General features: G+C 68.1%; 16 protein-coding genes. 11 read left to right on the forward strand and 5 right to left on the reverse strand.

Annotation, left to right across the window (positions count from 1 at the left end):
- Positions 1–234: 234 nt before the first annotated feature.
- Together EAT49_RS18605 and EAT49_RS18610 are read left to right on the forward strand one after the other, a co-directional pair.
- A complete protein-coding gene (locus tag EAT49_RS18605; protein ID WP_123643814.1) occupies positions 235–1,098 on the forward strand; it encodes an enoyl-CoA hydratase-related protein in 864 nt (287 codons plus the stop codon).
- Positions 1,099–1,178: 80 nt separating this feature from the next.
- Positions 1,179–2,300, forward strand: coding sequence for an amidohydrolase family protein (locus EAT49_RS18610; protein ID WP_221181477.1), 1,122 nt, complete (start codon positions 1,179–1,181; stop codon positions 2,298–2,300).
- Between the two features lie 4 nt (positions 2,301–2,304).
- Here EAT49_RS18610 and EAT49_RS18615 read toward each other — a convergent pair whose 3' ends face one another.
- Genes EAT49_RS18615 through EAT49_RS18625 form a run of 3 tightly spaced genes read right to left on the reverse strand, consistent with a single transcriptional unit; the run spans position 2,305 to position 5,050 of the window.
- Complete coding sequence (locus EAT49_RS18615) at positions 2,305–3,405, reverse strand: mandelate racemase/muconate lactonizing enzyme family protein (RefSeq protein ID WP_123643815.1); 1,101 nt, start codon at positions 3,403–3,405, stop codon at positions 2,305–2,307.
- An 8-nt stretch (positions 3,406–3,413) separates the two neighbouring features.
- The gene (locus EAT49_RS18620) at positions 3,414–4,166 is read right to left on the reverse strand and encodes a CoA-transferase subunit beta (protein ID WP_123643816.1); all 753 of its coding nucleotides are present in this window, start codon (positions 4,164–4,166) and stop codon (positions 3,414–3,416) included.
- Complete coding sequence (locus tag EAT49_RS18625; RefSeq protein WP_246003908.1) at positions 4,163–5,050, reverse strand: CoA transferase subunit A; 888 nt, start codon at positions 5,048–5,050, stop codon at positions 4,163–4,165. The genes EAT49_RS18620 and EAT49_RS18625 overlap by 4 nt, the downstream gene beginning before the upstream one ends.
- Positions 5,051–5,487: 437 nt before the next feature.
- Between EAT49_RS18625 and EAT49_RS18630 the strand changes: the two genes are divergently transcribed.
- Positions 5,488–6,279 carry a GntR family transcriptional regulator gene (locus tag EAT49_RS18630; RefSeq protein ID WP_185020836.1) on the forward strand — a complete coding sequence of 264 codons (792 nt, stop codon included), beginning with the start codon at positions 5,488–5,490 and terminating at the stop codon, positions 6,277–6,279.
- Between the two features lie 19 nt (positions 6,280–6,298).
- Here the strand turns inward: EAT49_RS18630 and EAT49_RS18635 are convergent, their stop codons facing one another.
- Positions 6,299–7,168: a fumarylacetoacetate hydrolase family protein gene (locus EAT49_RS18635; protein ID WP_123643818.1), complete on the reverse strand. Its 870-nt coding sequence runs from the start codon at positions 7,166–7,168 to the stop codon at positions 6,299–6,301.
- Positions 7,169–7,277: 109 nt separating this feature from the next.
- On the opposite strand from EAT49_RS18635, the gene EAT49_RS18640 reads away from it, so the two are divergent.
- The 4 genes from EAT49_RS18640 (at position 7,278) to EAT49_RS18655 (ending at position 10,614) form a co-directional block, all read left to right on the forward strand.
- Positions 7,278–7,982, forward strand: a complete 705-nt coding sequence (locus tag EAT49_RS18640; protein ID WP_123643819.1) for a GntR family transcriptional regulator — start codon at positions 7,278–7,280, stop codon at positions 7,980–7,982.
- Positions 7,983–8,084: 102 nt separating this feature from the next.
- Entirely contained in the window at positions 8,085–8,891 is an 807-nt protein-coding gene (locus EAT49_RS18645; RefSeq protein WP_246003906.1) for an ABC transporter ATP-binding protein, read from the forward strand.
- Between the two features lie 8 nt (positions 8,892–8,899).
- On the forward strand, positions 8,900–9,748 hold the full coding sequence (locus EAT49_RS18650) for an ABC transporter permease (RefSeq protein ID WP_123643820.1): 849 nt from the start codon (positions 8,900–8,902) through the stop codon (positions 9,746–9,748).
- Entirely contained in the window at positions 9,745–10,614 is an 870-nt protein-coding gene (locus EAT49_RS18655) for an ABC transporter permease (protein ID WP_148078753.1), read from the forward strand. The genes EAT49_RS18650 and EAT49_RS18655 overlap by 4 nt, the downstream gene beginning before the upstream one ends.
- Positions 10,615–10,618: 4 nt before the next feature.
- Here EAT49_RS18655 and EAT49_RS21320 read toward each other — a convergent pair whose 3' ends face one another.
- Positions 10,619–10,807, reverse strand: a complete 189-nt coding sequence (locus EAT49_RS21320; protein ID WP_185020837.1) for a hypothetical protein — start codon at positions 10,805–10,807, stop codon at positions 10,619–10,621.
- Here EAT49_RS21320 and EAT49_RS18660 point away from each other — a divergent pair.
- The 4 genes from EAT49_RS18660 to EAT49_RS18675 all read left to right on the forward strand — a co-directional run bounded on the left by EAT49_RS18660 (position 10,797) and on the right by EAT49_RS18675 (position 15,326).
- A complete protein-coding gene (locus EAT49_RS18660; protein WP_185020838.1) occupies positions 10,797–11,864 on the forward strand; it encodes an ABC transporter substrate-binding protein in 1,068 nt (355 codons plus the stop codon). The genes EAT49_RS21320 and EAT49_RS18660 overlap by 11 nt on opposite strands.
- A 293-nt stretch (positions 11,865–12,157) precedes the next feature.
- Positions 12,158–13,195 (forward strand): Bug family tripartite tricarboxylate transporter substrate binding protein, encoded by a 1,038-nt coding sequence (locus tag EAT49_RS18665; protein ID WP_185020839.1) that lies wholly within the window; start codon positions 12,158–12,160, stop codon positions 13,193–13,195.
- Positions 13,196–13,270: 75 nt separating this feature from the next.
- The gene (locus EAT49_RS18670) at positions 13,271–13,792 is read left to right on the forward strand and encodes a tripartite tricarboxylate transporter TctB family protein (protein ID WP_123643824.1); all 522 of its coding nucleotides are present in this window, start codon (positions 13,271–13,273) and stop codon (positions 13,790–13,792) included.
- 19 nt (positions 13,793–13,811) lie between these two features.
- A complete protein-coding gene (locus tag EAT49_RS18675) occupies positions 13,812–15,326 on the forward strand; it encodes a tripartite tricarboxylate transporter permease (RefSeq protein ID WP_123643825.1) in 1,515 nt (504 codons plus the stop codon).
- Positions 15,327–15,340 lie beyond the last annotated feature (14 nt).

The raw sequence follows: 15,340 nt of genomic DNA on the forward strand, positions 1-15,340 counted from the left end.
CCCGGGTGTGAGCGCAGGGCCGGAAGGCGGCTTTCCGGTCTCGGGAGACTGGACTTTCATGGGGTCATCGGGAAATGTCTGGACATGTCGCCGATGTCAGGGTTCATGGCGACCCGAGGGGGAGGACGATCATGCCAGGTTCAGCACCGCCGCCCGTGTCGTCCGGCCCCCGCCGCGCCGCACGGCCCTGACGCCCGACCCCGTCACGACATCCCGAGGAAAGGACCTATCCCCATGCCAGCCGACTACAAGGAAATCCTGTTCGAGGTCCGCGACAATGTCGCCTGGATCACGATCAACCGGCCCGAGGTGCGCAACGCCTTCCGCGAGCAGACGCTGGACGAGCTGATCGACGCCTTCAGATCGACGCGGGACGATCCGTCGATCGCCGTGGCGGTGGTGACCGGGGCGGGGGACGAGGCGTTCTCCGCGGGCGGCGATTTTCACGCCATGATGAAGCTGAACCGGGCCAATGCGGCGCATTGGAACGACCGGATGCTGGGCCTTGCCATGACCATCCGCGGCCTGCCGATCCCGGTGATCGGCATGGTCAACGGCTGGTGCATGGGCGGCGGGCACGAGCTGGCGCTGTGGTGCGACCTGATCATCGCCTCGGACCGCGCCCATTTCGGCCAGACCGGCGCGAAGGTCGGCGCCTGTCCCACGGTCGGAGCGACGCAGTACATCCCGCGCCTGATCGGCGAGCGGCTGGCGCGGGAGATGATCTTCCTGTGCCGCACCTTCCCCGCCAAGGAGGCCGTCGAGGTCGGGCTGATCAACAAGTGCGTGCCCCACGAGACGCTTCGGGCCGAGACCGAGAAGTGGTGCGAGCAGATCAAGGGCTATTCCGGCCAGACCCTGCGGGCCACGAAGAAGTCGCTGAATTTCGAGAGCGACCAGCTCTATGCCTCGTGGCAGCACGGGATGGAGCTTCTGGCGGAGATCTGGGGCTCGGAAGAGAGCCTCGAGGGGATGAACGCCTTCCTGGAGAAGCGCAAACCCGACTTCATGAAGTTCCGCAACGCGCGCAAGGAAAAGGTGGTCGAGTACCTGTCGATCATCGCGAGCGACGGCAACAAGGCGCCGCCGAAACACTGACCCCCGCGGCGCGGCGGCGTCCGGATGGGCGCCGCCTGTCCCCGGCGCGGGGCCCGCCTGATCCATTGACGGAGAGACCGATGAGTTCGTCCAACACCGAAATGCTGCCCTACCGCTCCACCGCGGCGCGCGAACACCTGGCGGAGGGCTACACGCGGCCCGACAGCCTGACCGTGGACATCCACGGTCACATGCTGGTGCCCGAGGCCGATGCGCTGATCCGGCCGCACCTGCCTGCGGCGTCGCTCGACGCGGTGAAATATGCGGGCGAGGCCTCGCGAAAGGTCAACGTGCAGCAGAACATCGACCGCGCCAACGAGCTGGCGGGGACCGCCGAGCGCCTTGCGGAGATGGACCGCATGGGGATCGACGTCATGATCATCTCGCCGGTGCCGCCGCAGTTCAACTATCTGGCGGATGCGGGGCTGTGCCTCGAGGGCAGCCAGATCATCAACGACCGGCTGGCGCAGGCGGTGACGGAGCATCCGGACCGGCTGCGGGCCATCGGCACGGTGCCGATGCAGGACACGGACCGGGCGATCTCCGAGCTCGAGCGCTGCATGGGCGAGCTGGGGATGCTGGGCATCGAGATCGGCGCCAGTGCGGGGCATGACGAATTGTCGGCCGACCGGCTCGATCCGTTCTGGGCGCGGGTGGAGGAGCTGAACGCGCCGATCCTGCTGCATCCCACGTCCTTCGCCAGCGACCGTCTGTCGGATCACTACCTGACGAACACCATCGGCAATCCTCTGGAGACCACGGTCGCGGTCCATCACATGATCTATGGCGGGGTGCTGGAGCGGTTCCCGGGGCTGAGGATCGTGCTCAGCCACGGCGGCGCCTTTGCGGCGGCCTATGCGGCGCGGATGGATCACGCCTGGGGCGCGCGGCCCGATTGCCGGGGACGCATCTCGCGGCCGCCGACGAGCTACCTGAAACAGATGTATTTCGACAGCATCGTGTTCGAGACCGACCAGCTTGCGTTCCTCGTGGGCAAATTCGGCGCGGACAGGGTGCTGATCGGCACGGATTATCCGTTCGACATGGCCGAGTTCGACCCCATCGAGCATGTGCTGCAGACGCCGGGCCTGTCGGCCGAGGACCAGGCGAAGATCTGCGGGCTGAACGCGGTGGAGCTGCTGGGACTGAAGCCGGCGGAGTTCGGGCGCGCGAAGGACGGCCCGCTGAAGGCCAACCGCTGAAGGGTCAGACCCGGAGTTTCGACAGGAGGGCCTCGTCCACCTCGATGCCGAGGCCCGGGCGCTCCGGGGCGGTCACATGGCCGTCCCGGGGCGCGATGGGATCATGGACCACGTCGGTCGCGAGATAGGTCGAGGTCACGCTGACGTCCCAGTTCACCTGCGGCAGCGCGATGGCCAGATGGGCGATGGCGGCGCTGGCTATGCTCGTTTCCGCCGTCTTGCCGGCGAGGTTCACCTGCATTCCGAGGTTCTGCATCAGACGGCCCGCCTCCATCACGGGCAGGCAGCCGCCGAGCTTGATCGTCTTGATGCTGCCCCCGGCAGCGGCGCCGAGCTCGTGGTGGCGTCGGATCGAGTCGATGGACTTCAGGCCCTCGTCGGCGGCGATGGGCACGCCCGACGCCTCGGCGCAGGCGCGCATGCCGTCCATGTCGCCGGGCGCCACGGGCTGTTCGACGAAATCGAGACCCGTCTCGGCGGCGCGGGCCACGAAGGCGAGCGCGTCGGCGCGGGAATAGCCGCCGTTGGCATCGGCGGAGAGGCGGATGTCCGGTCCCACCTCAGCACGCACGGCGGCGCAGCGGGCGAGGTCCCTCTCCACCCCCAGCAGCCCGATCTTGACCTTGAGCGCGACATGGCCCGTATCGACCATGGCGCGGGCATGGGCGAGCTCCTCGGCCTCGGTGCCGCCCGAGATGAAGGACAGGACCGGGGCGCGCGGGCGCTCGGCCCGGTTCAGCAGGACGTGGAGCGGCTGGTCGGTTCTCTGGCCGAGGATGTCGAGGAGGGCCATCTCGACGGCGGATTTCGCGCCGGGATTGCCGACGATGGCGGCATCGACCAGGGCGGCTATCGCGGCGAGGTCAGGTATCTCGGCATCGGTCAGGCGCCCGGCCATGTGCGCGGCGGCGGCGACCATGCCGGCGAGGGTCTCGCCGTTCATCATCGGGGCGGAGGCGGCCTCGCCCCATCCGACGGTGCCGTCCCGGTCGGCGATGCGCACGACGAGGTTCTCCGCCTCGTGGACGCTGGCCGCCGCCATGATGACGGGCTTCTTCAGCGGCACGGCGATGGGGAGAATGTCGATCTGCGCGATGCGGAACATGGCGGGCCTCACGGTGCTGGGGACGGTTCGTGGAGATGGGGCAGGGCGGCCAGGGCCGAGAGGGCGGCGGCGTCGAAGGCGACCCCGGGCACCGGGCCGGGCGGGGTACCCCAGGGCAGGCCCTCGAGCGCGTCGGCGGCGGAAAAGCCGGGCAGGGTGGCGGCAAGCCGCCAGCCGTCCGCGGTCATCTCGAAGCGCCCCCGCCCGGTGATCAGGACCGAGGGACCGGGGCCAAGGCCGAGCGCGCGGCGTCGGGCGGTATCCCGGGGCGCGGCTCCGGGGCTGGTGGCGAAGTCCACCCGCTCGACGAAGCGGCGGGGGTCGTGCGGCATGACCACGATCAGGCGCCGCGCGAGGCAGGCGATGTCATGGGCGCCGCCGCTGCCGACCATCCGCAGTTTTGGCGCCTCGTAGGGCCCGAGGACGGTGCTGTTGAGATTGCCGAAGCGGTCCACCTGGGCCGCGGAGAGGAGCGCGCAGGAGATCCGGCCGGCCTGGAGCTCTCCGAAGGCGGTCAGCCCGTCGGCGATCATCGCGGCCCCGGCGGCGACCTCGGGGCTGCCGGTGGAGAGGGGCGGGCCGGGCGGATCGGCACCGAAGACGCCGGATTCGTAGATCAGGCCGAGCCGGGGCGCATGGCTGCGGCGCGCGAGGAGCGCGGCATCGGAGGGAATGCCGATGCCGACGAAGCAGCTTTCGCCGTCCGCCAGCTCCCGCGCCGCGGCGAGGGCGATGCGGGCGGTCTCTCCGAGGGCGGTCATGACGCGCCTCCGAGGGCGGTGCGGAGGGCGGCGAGGTCGTCGTCGGTCAGCAGGTCGGTGCAGCGGGCGCCGCCGCCCGAGCGGACCCAGTCGTCGAGCCAGCGGTCCAGCGTGGCGGGATCGCGGGAAACGGCGTCGTAGTCGCGGTAATGGGCGTCGTCCCGGCCATAGGCGCCATCGACCCAGGAGGGATGCGCGCCCCACGGCACCTCGGCCACGGCGGTGACGCGATGGGCGGGCAGGCGCGTGCGCTCGGGGGCGGCGCGCAGGGTGGCGGCGGGGACGATCCGCTCGACGGTCACGAGAATGCGCTCGCTCGCCAGGGCGCCCTCGACGGTGTCGCCGTCGACGCCCCAGAGCTGGACATTGCCCTCGTCATCGGCCTGCTGGGCATGGATCAGGGCCACGTCGGGAACGAGGGCCGGGATCGCGGTGAGCTCGGTTCCGGTATAGGGGCAGGCGATGCGGGCGGCGGCGGCGGTCGCGGGCGTCTGGTCGCCGATCCCGAGGATGCGGGCGGGCAGGAACGGCACGCCGAGCCGCCCGGCATGGAGCCGCAGGATCATGGCGAAGTTGGTCCATTCCTCGAGCTCGAGCGTGCCTGCCGCGACCGCGCGGCGGAAGGCATGGCCGAGGCCGACGCCGGGATTGCCGACATAGCCGAAGATCACGCGCCGGACGACGCCCGCGGCGATCATCTGGTCGAAGAGGATATCGGCGCCGGACCGGCAGAGGGTCAGCCCGCCGATGCCCTGGCGGACGATCTCCTGGCCGAGGGCGAAGGGCACCGCATGGCCGAAGCCGCCCAGGAACAGGGTCTGGCCGGGGCGGACATGGTCGCGGACCATGGTCCGGAGCGCGTCTGCTGGCGGGACCTCTGCCATGGTCACCGGGGGCCCCTGACCCTGCGGCGGGGCAAGCGGGTGCGACCGGGGGCGCCGGCGCGTGCGCTCCGGCGGGGCGCCGGGGGAAGGGTGGGGGGCTGTGGCATCGTGGCAAATGGTCCGGCAGGCTCCGTCGCGCGGAGGGTCGCGCAGATGCGGCAGGCTTGTCCAGTTGATTTTGTCCAGACAACTTGGCTTCGATTCGGGCTTCCTGTCGCGAATTCCGGGGCCGGGAGCGGTGCGACGGTAGATTTGACCGGATGTTTCGGGCCGGCGAGCCCGGGCGGCACGCCGTTTGACGCTGGTGGTCATGGTGCTAGTGTCCCGGGCGGAAACCGATCTCACGACCGACGAACGCAGAACGAGCCGACCGGCGTCTTGCGGCGCCCGCTCCGACCGTCGAGGCGGGGCGTCACGGGCGGCGGAGCAGGATGGCGATGAACAAGCTGCACACGAATGCGACGCTGGCCGATCCTGAGGACCTGGCGAGCGCCGAGCCGCTCTACTACCGGATCGCGCAGGACCTGCTCCGGAGCATCCGCAACGGCGACTATCCGGTCGGGTCGATGCTGCCGCCCGAAGTCCGACTGTGCGAGCATTACGGAGCGAGCCGCTTCACGGTGCGCGAGGCGCTGCGCTGGCTGACCGATCACAACCTGATCGACCGGCGCCGGGGCGCTGGGACGACGGTGAAGAATGCGGAACCCGCGCCCTCGTTCATCTACCGGCTGTCGTCGCTGTCGGAGATGCTGAAATACCCCGAGGACACCTATCGCGAAAACCTCGTCTCGACGATGGTTCAGGTGGACCCGCGGCTGTCCGACTACATCGGCAGCCCGGTCGGGCACGAGTGGTACCGGATCGGCGGTCTGCGGAGGAGCGACAGGTCCGACCTGCCGATCTGCTGGTCCGATATCTACATCCTGCCGGAATTCGCGCCGCTTGTCGCCGGCGAGACGACCTCCAACGAGCCGGTGTTCCAGCGCATCGAGCGCGAGAGGGGCGTGGTGATCGCGAACGCGCAGATCCGGATCTTCGCCAGCTCGATCGAGGGAGAGCTTGCGCGGCTGCTGCGGGTCGCGGACGGCTCGCCCGCGCTGACCTTCGTGCGCCGCTACCTTGACGAGAGCGGGCGCAATTTCGAGAGCACGGTCACGATCCACCCCGAGAAGCGGTTCGAATATGCGCTGGAGCTGCACCGGGACGGGGCAGGCGGGCTCCAGACCTGACGGCCGGAGGCCGCGGGGGTCATCCCACCGGGTTTTCGAGCGTACCGAGCCCGGTGATCGTGACGCGCATGACGTCGCCGGACACCAGGTATTTCGGCGGCGAGAAGCCGATGCCCACCCCGACCGGCGTGCCGGTGGCGATGATGTCGCCGGGCAGCAGGGTCATGGTGCGGCTGAGCGTTTCGATCAGGGTGGGGATGTCGAAGATCAGGTCGGCCACGGGCGCGTCCTGCCGGATCTCGCCGTTGATCTCGGTCACCACGCGCAGGGCGCCGGGATCGGGCACCTCGTCGGCGGTCGCGATCCAGGGGCCCATGGGGCAGAAGGTGTCAATTCCCTTGCCGATGACCCACTGGTTGTGCCGCTTCTGCAGTTCGCGGGAGGTGACGTCGTTGACGATCACGTAGCCGAAGACGTGATCCATGGCGGCCTCCCGGGAGACCTGGAAGGCACGGGTGCCGATCACCACGGCAAGCTCGCCCTCGTAGTCGACGGTGCCGGTCGGATCGAGCGATCCGAGGACGGTGTCGCCGGGGCCGCAGACGCTGGTCGTCGGCTTGGTGAAGATCACCGGGGCCGAGGGCACTTCCTCCTTCGCGCTCGAGTCGAAGCCGCTCGAGTGAAACTCGGCGGCATGGGCGTAGTAGTTCTTGCCCACGCAGAACACGTCCCGGAGGGGCTTCGGCAGGGGGGCTGACAGGGTCACCTCGGCGAGTGGCACGCGCTCCTCCTCCATCGCCGCCCATGCCGCCTGCGCCTCGGGGCCGCCCTCGATCATCGACAGGACCGCGCGATCCGCCCCCGCGCCGGACGCGCAGACGACGGCCTCTTCCCCGTCGATGCGGCCGGCCACGTCGCGGCCGGCGTGTTTTCCCGTGAAAAGTTTCATTTTATCGTTGCATCCCGATTTTGGTGATGATTTCGTGTTTAAAATACAAAATAACCGCGCGGGAAAGCAGATTCTGCGCGGGCACGGGAAAGGGTCGCTGGTGAGTTTCATGCGTTCGGAGTCCGGTGCAGAGGTCGGCGGGGTGGAGGCGGGCGCCTCCGTGGTGACCCGGGCCGACGAGGCCTATCGCTCGATCAAGGCGGACATCATTCGCGGCACCCGCAGCCCCGGCGAGCGACTTCGGATCGAACGGTTGCGGGAGATCTACGGCATCGGGCCGACGCCGATCCGCGAGGCGCTGCAGCGGCTCAGCGCGGACCAGCTCGTGATCGCCGAGGGGAACCGGGGGTTCACCGTGGCCCCGTTCGACCGGGAGGAGTTCAACGACCTCAACACCGCCCGCATCGCCGTGGAGAAGGAGGCTCTCCGGATGTCGCTTCGCAACGGCGGGCTGGAGTGGGAGGGCGCGGTCGTCGCGGCCAGCTACGTCATGCGCAAGGAAGATGCCGCGCTCGCGGAGTCAGAGGGCGCTGTGCCCGACAGCTGGGAGAAGGCGAACGCGGACTTTCACGCGGCGATCGTTTCGGCCTGCGGATCACGCTGGCTTCTGTGGACGCGGGGGCATCTGCACGACCTGTGCGAGCGGTATCGTCGGGCGTCGGTCTCCTTCGAGCTCGGCACGCGGCACCTGGGCGAGGAACATGCGGCCATAGCGGACGCGGCACTCGCGCGCGATGCGGAGCGGGTCTGCGAGTTGACGGAGCGGCACTACGAGCGCACCGCGAAGATGTTCGAGCGGGGCCCTCTGAAATGAGCCGGGGCCGCCGCATCCGTATCGGGGGCGCGGCGCCCGGCCGTCATCGTGTCCCGGTCAGGTCCGGACCCGGCGATCTTACCACAAGCAGGAGCGGCGCAGGTGGCTGACACCATGTATCATGAGACGCGGGCGGCCGACGGCGCCGACCCGGGCGGCGCGGTCATCCTCGGCCACGGCGTCAGCAAGCTGTTCGGCGGCACCGTGGTTGCGCTTGAAGGGGCGACCTTCACCGTGAAGCCGCGCCAGTTCATTTCGCTCGTCGGTCCCTCGGGCTGCGGCAAGTCCACGCTCCTGAGGATGATCGCGGGGCTGATCGAGCCGTCGAGCGGCAGCCTTCACGTCCATGGCGATCCGGTCGGCAAGCCGCGGCGGGACGTGGGCATGATGTTCCAGCGGCCCACCCTCATGGCCTGGCGCACGGTCCTGGAGAACGTGCTCTTGCCCACCGAGCTGGTGCGCAAGGTGACGGCCGCCGACCGGGACCATGCGCTGGAGCTGATCGAGCTCGTCGGGCTTAAGGACTTCGCCTATGCCTTCCCGAGCCAGCTGTCGGGGGGGATGCAGCAGCGCGCATCGCTGGCGCGGCTCCTGCAGACCGGCGCGGATGTGCTGCTCCTCGACGAGCCGTTCGGGGCGCTCGACGAGTTCACGCGCGAGCGGCTGAACCTCGAGCTTCTGCGGATCGTGGCGCAGTTCGGCCGGACCACGCTGTTCGTGACGCACAACATCCAGGAGGCGATCTTTCTCGCCGACGAGGTCTTCGTGATGACGCCCCGTCCGGGGCGTATCGCGGGGATCGTCGAAGTCCCGTTCGAGCGGCCGCGGGACATCTCGCTGATGCAGACCGTCCCGTTCAACGAGATGGTGGCCGAAGTCCGCGGCATCTTCGACCGCGACAACAAGTAGGGGGGGCCATGAGCGACGAGTCCATCCCCGGCCTTTCAGCGGAAGACGGACTGACCTGGCGCCGCGTCTTCAACCATCTCGCCATCCTTGTGGCCTTTCTCACGGTCTGGGAGATGCTGACCGTGACCGGGATCGCGGACGAGCTGCTGTATCCGCGGCCCACGCTGATCATCTACTCATTCTATTCGCTCTTCATCGACCAGGGGATCGTCTGGCGGCATCTGTGGATCACCATGGCGACGGTCCTGTCGGGCTTTGTCGTGGGCACGATCCTCGGCATCAGCCTTGCCGTGGTGGCGGGGCTGAGCGAGACGGCCCGGCGCTACATGAAGCCCTACATCATCGTGCTGGAGGCGACGCCGCGGATCGCCATCGGTCCGCTGATGCTGGCCTGGCTCGGCTTCGGCTTCGAGGCGAAGCTGGCCATCGTCACGCTGGTCTGCTTCTTCGCGCCCTTCATCAACACGCTGACGGGGTTCCTGTCCGCCGACGAGGACCAGATCGAGCTGATGCGGTCGCTGGGCGCCAGCAAGTGGCAGATCCTGACCAAGGCGATGGTGCCGGACGCCATGCCGCTGATCATGGCGGGGATCCGTCTGGCGATGGCCTCGGCCCTGGGCGGGGCGCTGGTTGCGGAATTCATCTCCTCGAACGAAGGGATGGGGGTGCTGCTGAACAACCTCGCCGCGGTGCTGCAGATGTCGGCGGCCTTCGCGGCGCTGCTGACGCTGACCGTGCTCGGGTTCTTCCTCTACCGGATCATGGAGTCCCTCGAGAGCTGGATCATCTTCTGGCACCACGACGACTCGATGCGGCGCGTGGCGCGCAAGCGCCAGACCTACTGGAGCAAGCTGTGATCGCCCGGGGCGCGCCCGGCCGGAAGCCGGCCCGCTGGATGGTCCTTCTCGACCCGGTATTCCTGCGCCGGCTGGCGACGCATGTCCTGATCTTCACCTCCTTCATTGCGGTCTGGGAGTGGGCCGGGCAGACCGGGCGGCTCAATGACCTGATCATGCCGGCGCCGAGCGCCATCGCCGCCGCGATCTGGCGGATGTACGTCGTCACCGGGGAGATCTATTGGCATTTCTTCGTGACGATGTTCGAGGCGGTCTCGGGCTTCGTCATCGGCGGGGTAATCGGCCTCGGCCTCGCCATCGGGGCGGCGCTGAGCCTGACGTTCCGGCGGTACGTGGCGCCCTATGCGGTGGCGCTGAACGTCACGCCGGGCATCGCGGTCACGCCCATCTTCATAGCCTGGTTCGGGTTCGGCTGGAATTCGAAGATCGCGCTGGCGGCTCTGATCGTGTTCTTCCCGATCTTCGTCAACTCGCTCTCGGGCCTCCTGCGGGTGGACCGGGACACCGAGGAGCTGATGCGGTCGCTGGGGGCGAGCAAGATGCAGACCTTCTTCAAGCTGATGCTGCCCAACGCGGCGCCGATGATCTTTGCCGGGTTCAAGGTCGCGATCACCACCGCGCTCGTGGGCGCCATCGTGGCCGAGTTCGCCTCGGCGACCGAGGGCATCGGGATCATGATGCAGCGCTATGCCCACCGGCTGGATATCGCGGCCTCGATCGGGGTGCTGATCAGCATGGCGCTGATGGGGCTGCTCCTGTTCACGCTGATGGAGGTGGCGGACCGCAGGACGGTGTTCTGGCTGCGCCCGGAACGCCTGGAGCAGGTTTCGCGCAAGCGGCGCCGCAGGCTGATGGCTCTGAAGTAGTAGATCAAATCGCTTGACTGAGCGAAAGCTTGGTTGCAGCATAATGTCCGGACAAATAGGGTTCGCGTTCCTTGTCCCATGGCATGAACCAGCCCATCCGAAAGGCGTTCGACGGCGTCATCAAGGTGCCGAGGACGGTCCAGAACGCGCCGTTTCGCGGCGTGACAAAGGGAGGAGCTATCATGAACTTCACGAACCGGATCGGGGCGGCTGCCGTCACCTGTTTCGCGGTCGGCACGGGTGCCGCCTGGGCCCAGGAGATGGACACGCTCAACGTCCTGATCGCCAACGAGCGGTCCACCACCTTCTACGGAATGCATGTCGCGACCGAGCTCGGATATTTCGAGGATGAAGGCCTCGAGATCAACTGGCTCGCCTCGGCGACCACGATTCCCTATGTCGCGTTCCTGTCCAACGGTCAGGCCGACCTCGTCATGTTCGACTCGGCCCAGACCATGCAGGCGGTGGATTCGGGCCAGCCCTTCACGATCATCTACGAGGACATGCAGTTCGCCCCGGAGGCGCTCTATGTCGCCGCCGAGAGCGATGTGCAGGAGATTGCCGATCTGAAGGGCCGGACAATCGGCCTCGTGAGCGACCGGGATCTCGCGATCGCGCGCGTGGCGCTCGAGAGCGCGGGCCTGACGCTCGATGACGTGTCGACCGCTGTCGTCGGCGAGGGCGGGCCGACGCTCGCCAACGCGTTCCGCCGAAACACCGTGGACGCCGTTGCGGGCGGGGCCACCGAGCTGAACACCATCCAGTCCGCCGGGATCGAGATTCGCAACATCACGCCGCCCGAGGTGTCGGAGAACCCGGCCAACTCGTTTGCGATCTGGAACGACCGCAAGGAAGAACTGCGGGACCCGGTGGAGCGGTTCCTGCGCGCCTGGAGCAAGGGCATGGAAGCGGGCCGCCTGGATATCCAGATGACCGCGGCGATCATGTCCGACGCGGTTCCGGAGCAGTGGCAGGACCTCGACGTGGGCTACGAACTGGCCAACCTGTCGGCCTACACCCTGCACGAGCCGATGTCCGAGCAGCGCGGCGCCCTGCATCCCCACCTCTGGGAGCGCGTCCAGCCCTCGCTGCTGTCGGTGGGGGAGATCAGCCAGCTCCACGATGTCTCCACCTTCCTCGATGACAGCTTCATCGCGGCGGCGAACGACTACACGATGGAAGAACTGGAGGCCGACGTGGCGGCCTGGATCGAGGCGAACGGCGACCGTTACGCGGCCGTCGCCCGCTGATCCCGAGCGGCAGATCCGGTTGCCGGGCCACGGCCCGGCGATCCGGTCAGAGCGTCCCCGTGGGGGCGCTCTTTTCGTTTCGGGACGCCCGGTTTCCGGCCTGATCCAATCCCATGAATCGGGGTTCTCGGGGTGGGGAGCGGAGAGCCATCCCGCTTGACAAATGTCCGGACATATTTCTAGTCTCGAATCCGTGGGGCCAGACCAAGCGGCGGCGGAAACAGCCGGCCGATCCACCCGCGGCATCGGATGGAAAGCCGAGTCGCGACGGCCCGACGAACGGGAGGAACACCATGAAACACTTGAACGCTCTCGCGATGTCGGCGCTCTTGTCGTCGACGCTCGCGGCCACGTCGGCCATCGCCCAGGAGGCCCTGGCCCCCCTCGATGACGGGTTCCCGAACCGGCCCATCATCCTGCTGGTCATCGACTCGCCCGGTTCGGCGGATTCGCTCTTCGCCGGCCAGATCGCCGAGGCGGCGAGCCGGTTCTCGCCGCAGCCCGTCGTGGTGGAGCACCGGGAGGATTTCACCAACTTCGGGACCTGGGAGGGCATCGCCTGGATCAAGGACCAGGGCGAGCTCGCGAGCGAGGGCTACATCACCTATGTGCTCACGGTGCCGGACGCACAGGTCGACATGGCCGCGCTCGACATCGAATCGATGACCGGGCAGACCATGGCCGACCTCAACCCGGTCATCTCCGCCGAGCGGGTGCCCTATTTCCTGATCCAGCGGGCGGACGCGCCGTGGGGCGACACGATCGAGGACCTGATCGCCTATGCGCAGGAGAATCCCGGCGCGGTGCGGCATGTCACGGGCGGCCCCGGCGGCGGCCAGGATGCGGCGATGCGGTTCTGGGCCTCGGCGCTGAACATCCCGATGACCGACGTGATCGGGGGCAACCCGCAGGAGCGCGCGCTGGCCGTGGCCTCGGGCGAGGGCGACATCACCGCATCGCCGCCCGATGTCCTGGGGCCGCATTACGACGCGGGCCGGGTGAACCTGCTGCTGGGCGCGGGCGGAACCACGTTCCCCGAGCCGTGGCAGGACGTGCCGCCGTCCGAGACGCTGTTCGACGGGTCCGATCCGTTCAGCCAGACCCGGACCATCGCCACCTCGCCCGATGTGCCGGACGCCCATCGGGACTGGCTCTACCAGCTCTTCTCCACGGCGGCGCAGGATCCGGACTATGTCGCCCGGCGCGAGCAGGTCACGGCGCTCGAGGTGATCGACCTCGATCCGGCGGAGTCGATGGCGCTGGCGGAGTTCGGGCTGGAGACCTCGATCCAGATCTTCAAGGACCTGGGGATCTACTGGGCCGACCAGTAACACGCAGACTGCGGGGGCCATCGGACCCCCGCAGACGCTCCCGGCCATCACCCTTCAGGACACCGGACGCATCTCATGCCGGATCGCCGTTTCGACATCCTTGTCGCCGCCGTCTTTGCCCTGGTCGGTCTGATCATCCTCTTCCAGGCCAGCGCGATCCCCCAGGGCATCATGCGCGATCCGATCGGACCCTCGATGGCCTTCTACATCTGCGGCGGCGTCATGCTGGGCGGGGGGCTCTGGGTCATCGCCGGTCACCTCCTGCGCTGGTCCGCCACCGAGAGCCACCAGATGGAGGGGGAAGGGGTCGCCGACGAGCCGGACCACCCGGCAAGCACCCTGCGCAGCATGGCGCTCATCGGGCTGTGCGTGCTCTATGCCCTCGCCCTGCGGCCTGCCGGGTTCCTGATCGCGACGCCGGTCTTCCTCGCAGCCGCGCTTGCGCTGCTGGGCAAGCGGAGGCCGGTGCCGATCCTGGCGATCGCCGTCATCTATACGGCCGCCGCCTACGTCGTCTTTGCCGAAATCCTGAGCGTCCGTCTGCCTGTCGGACCCTTCACCGACCTCTTCCGCAGCCTCGGCTGGATCATTCTCTGAACACCCGGGAGACCTCCGCATGGATCTGCTCACCCCCTTCATCGGCGGTCTGTCCCTTCTGGTGGACCCCTGGGTCTGGCTCGCCGTCTTCGCGGGCACCATCTTCGGGGTGCTGTCGGGTGCGATGCCCGGGATCGGAACGACGCTGGCCTATGGCCTGGTGCTGCCCTTCACCTTTGCGATGTCGCCCATCGTCAGCGTGGCCTTCCTTCTGTCGATCACGGTCGGCGTCGGCTACGGCAATTCGATCCCGGCGATCCTCATGGGCATTCCGGGCAACCCCGCCGCGATCCTGACGGTCATCGACGGGCACACGCTGCACAAGCAGGGCAAGAGCAGCCTTGCCCTTGGCGTGTCCTTCGTCGCGGCGCTGGGGGGACAGCTGTTCTCCATCGCGCTCTTCATCCTGCTGGTCGTGCCGCTGATGAGCGCGGCCTACCTGTTTTCCTTCCCCGAGATCTTCGCGCTCTACACCTTCGGGTTCATTGCGCTGATCAGCCTTGCGGCGGACAACCTGGTCAAGGGGCTGATGTCGGCGGCGCTGGGCATTTCCATCGGTCTGGTCGGGCTCGACCCGATCAACCGCGTGCCGCGGATGGATTTCGGGTTCCGGGAGATCCGCTCCGGGTTCGAGGAGGTGGCGCTGGTCGTGGGCATCCTCGCGCTGAGCGAGTTGTTCCGGTCGGCCCGGCAGATCTTTCAGTGGGGCGACAAGGCCGCGAACGGCGCCAGCGCCACCAGGTTCCCGCCCTTTTCCGAGATCAGGCCGGCGATCCCGGCCATGCTGAACGGCACCGTCGTCGGGACCTTCGTCGGGGCGATTCCGGGCGCAGGCGCCACGCCCGCCGCGATGATCAGCTACCAGACCGCGCAGATGATGTCGAAGGAGCCCGAGAAGTTCGGCAAGGGCTCGATCGAGGGGATCGGGTCGAACGAGGCGGCGCAGAATGCCTCGAGTTCCGGAGAACTGATCCCGACGCTGGGCCTCGGCATTCCCGTCACGGGGTCGATGGTGCTGCTGCTGGCGGCGCTGACGGTGCAGGGCTTCGTGCCCGGGCCGCTGATGACGCGGAACGCGCCGGAGCTGCTCTTTGCCGCGATCGCCGGATTGCTGGCCTCCACCCTGTTCCTTTTCGCCACGGGCTGGCCCATGGCGCGGATGATGCTGCGGGCGGTGCGGCTCGACCGGCAGGTGGTGGTGGTGCTGGCCATCGCGATGACGCTCTTGGGGATCTACGCGATCAACGACAAGATCTTCGACGTCTATGTCGCCATCGCGGCCGGGTTCGTGGGCTATTTCATGCTGCGCCACGGCTATTCGACCGCGACCGCCGCGCTGGGCATCTTCATCGGCGCCCAGTTCGAGCGGAGCCTGCGGATCGGGCTGAACATGAACGAGAACAGCTTTGCCGTGTTCTTCAGCCGCCCTGTCACCATGGCGGTCCTCGGCCTCGCACTCGCCGTCTTCACCTGGGGCTTCATCAAGCGGGTCCAGATGAAGCGGCGCATCGCGGCGACGCCCGAGGTGGACTGAGCCCTCCCTTCCCG

The sequence above is a fragment of the Histidinibacterium lentulum genome, from assembly GCF_003789055.1.
Classification (GTDB): Bacteria; Pseudomonadota; Alphaproteobacteria; order Rhodobacterales; family Rhodobacteraceae; genus Oceanicola; species Oceanicola lentulus.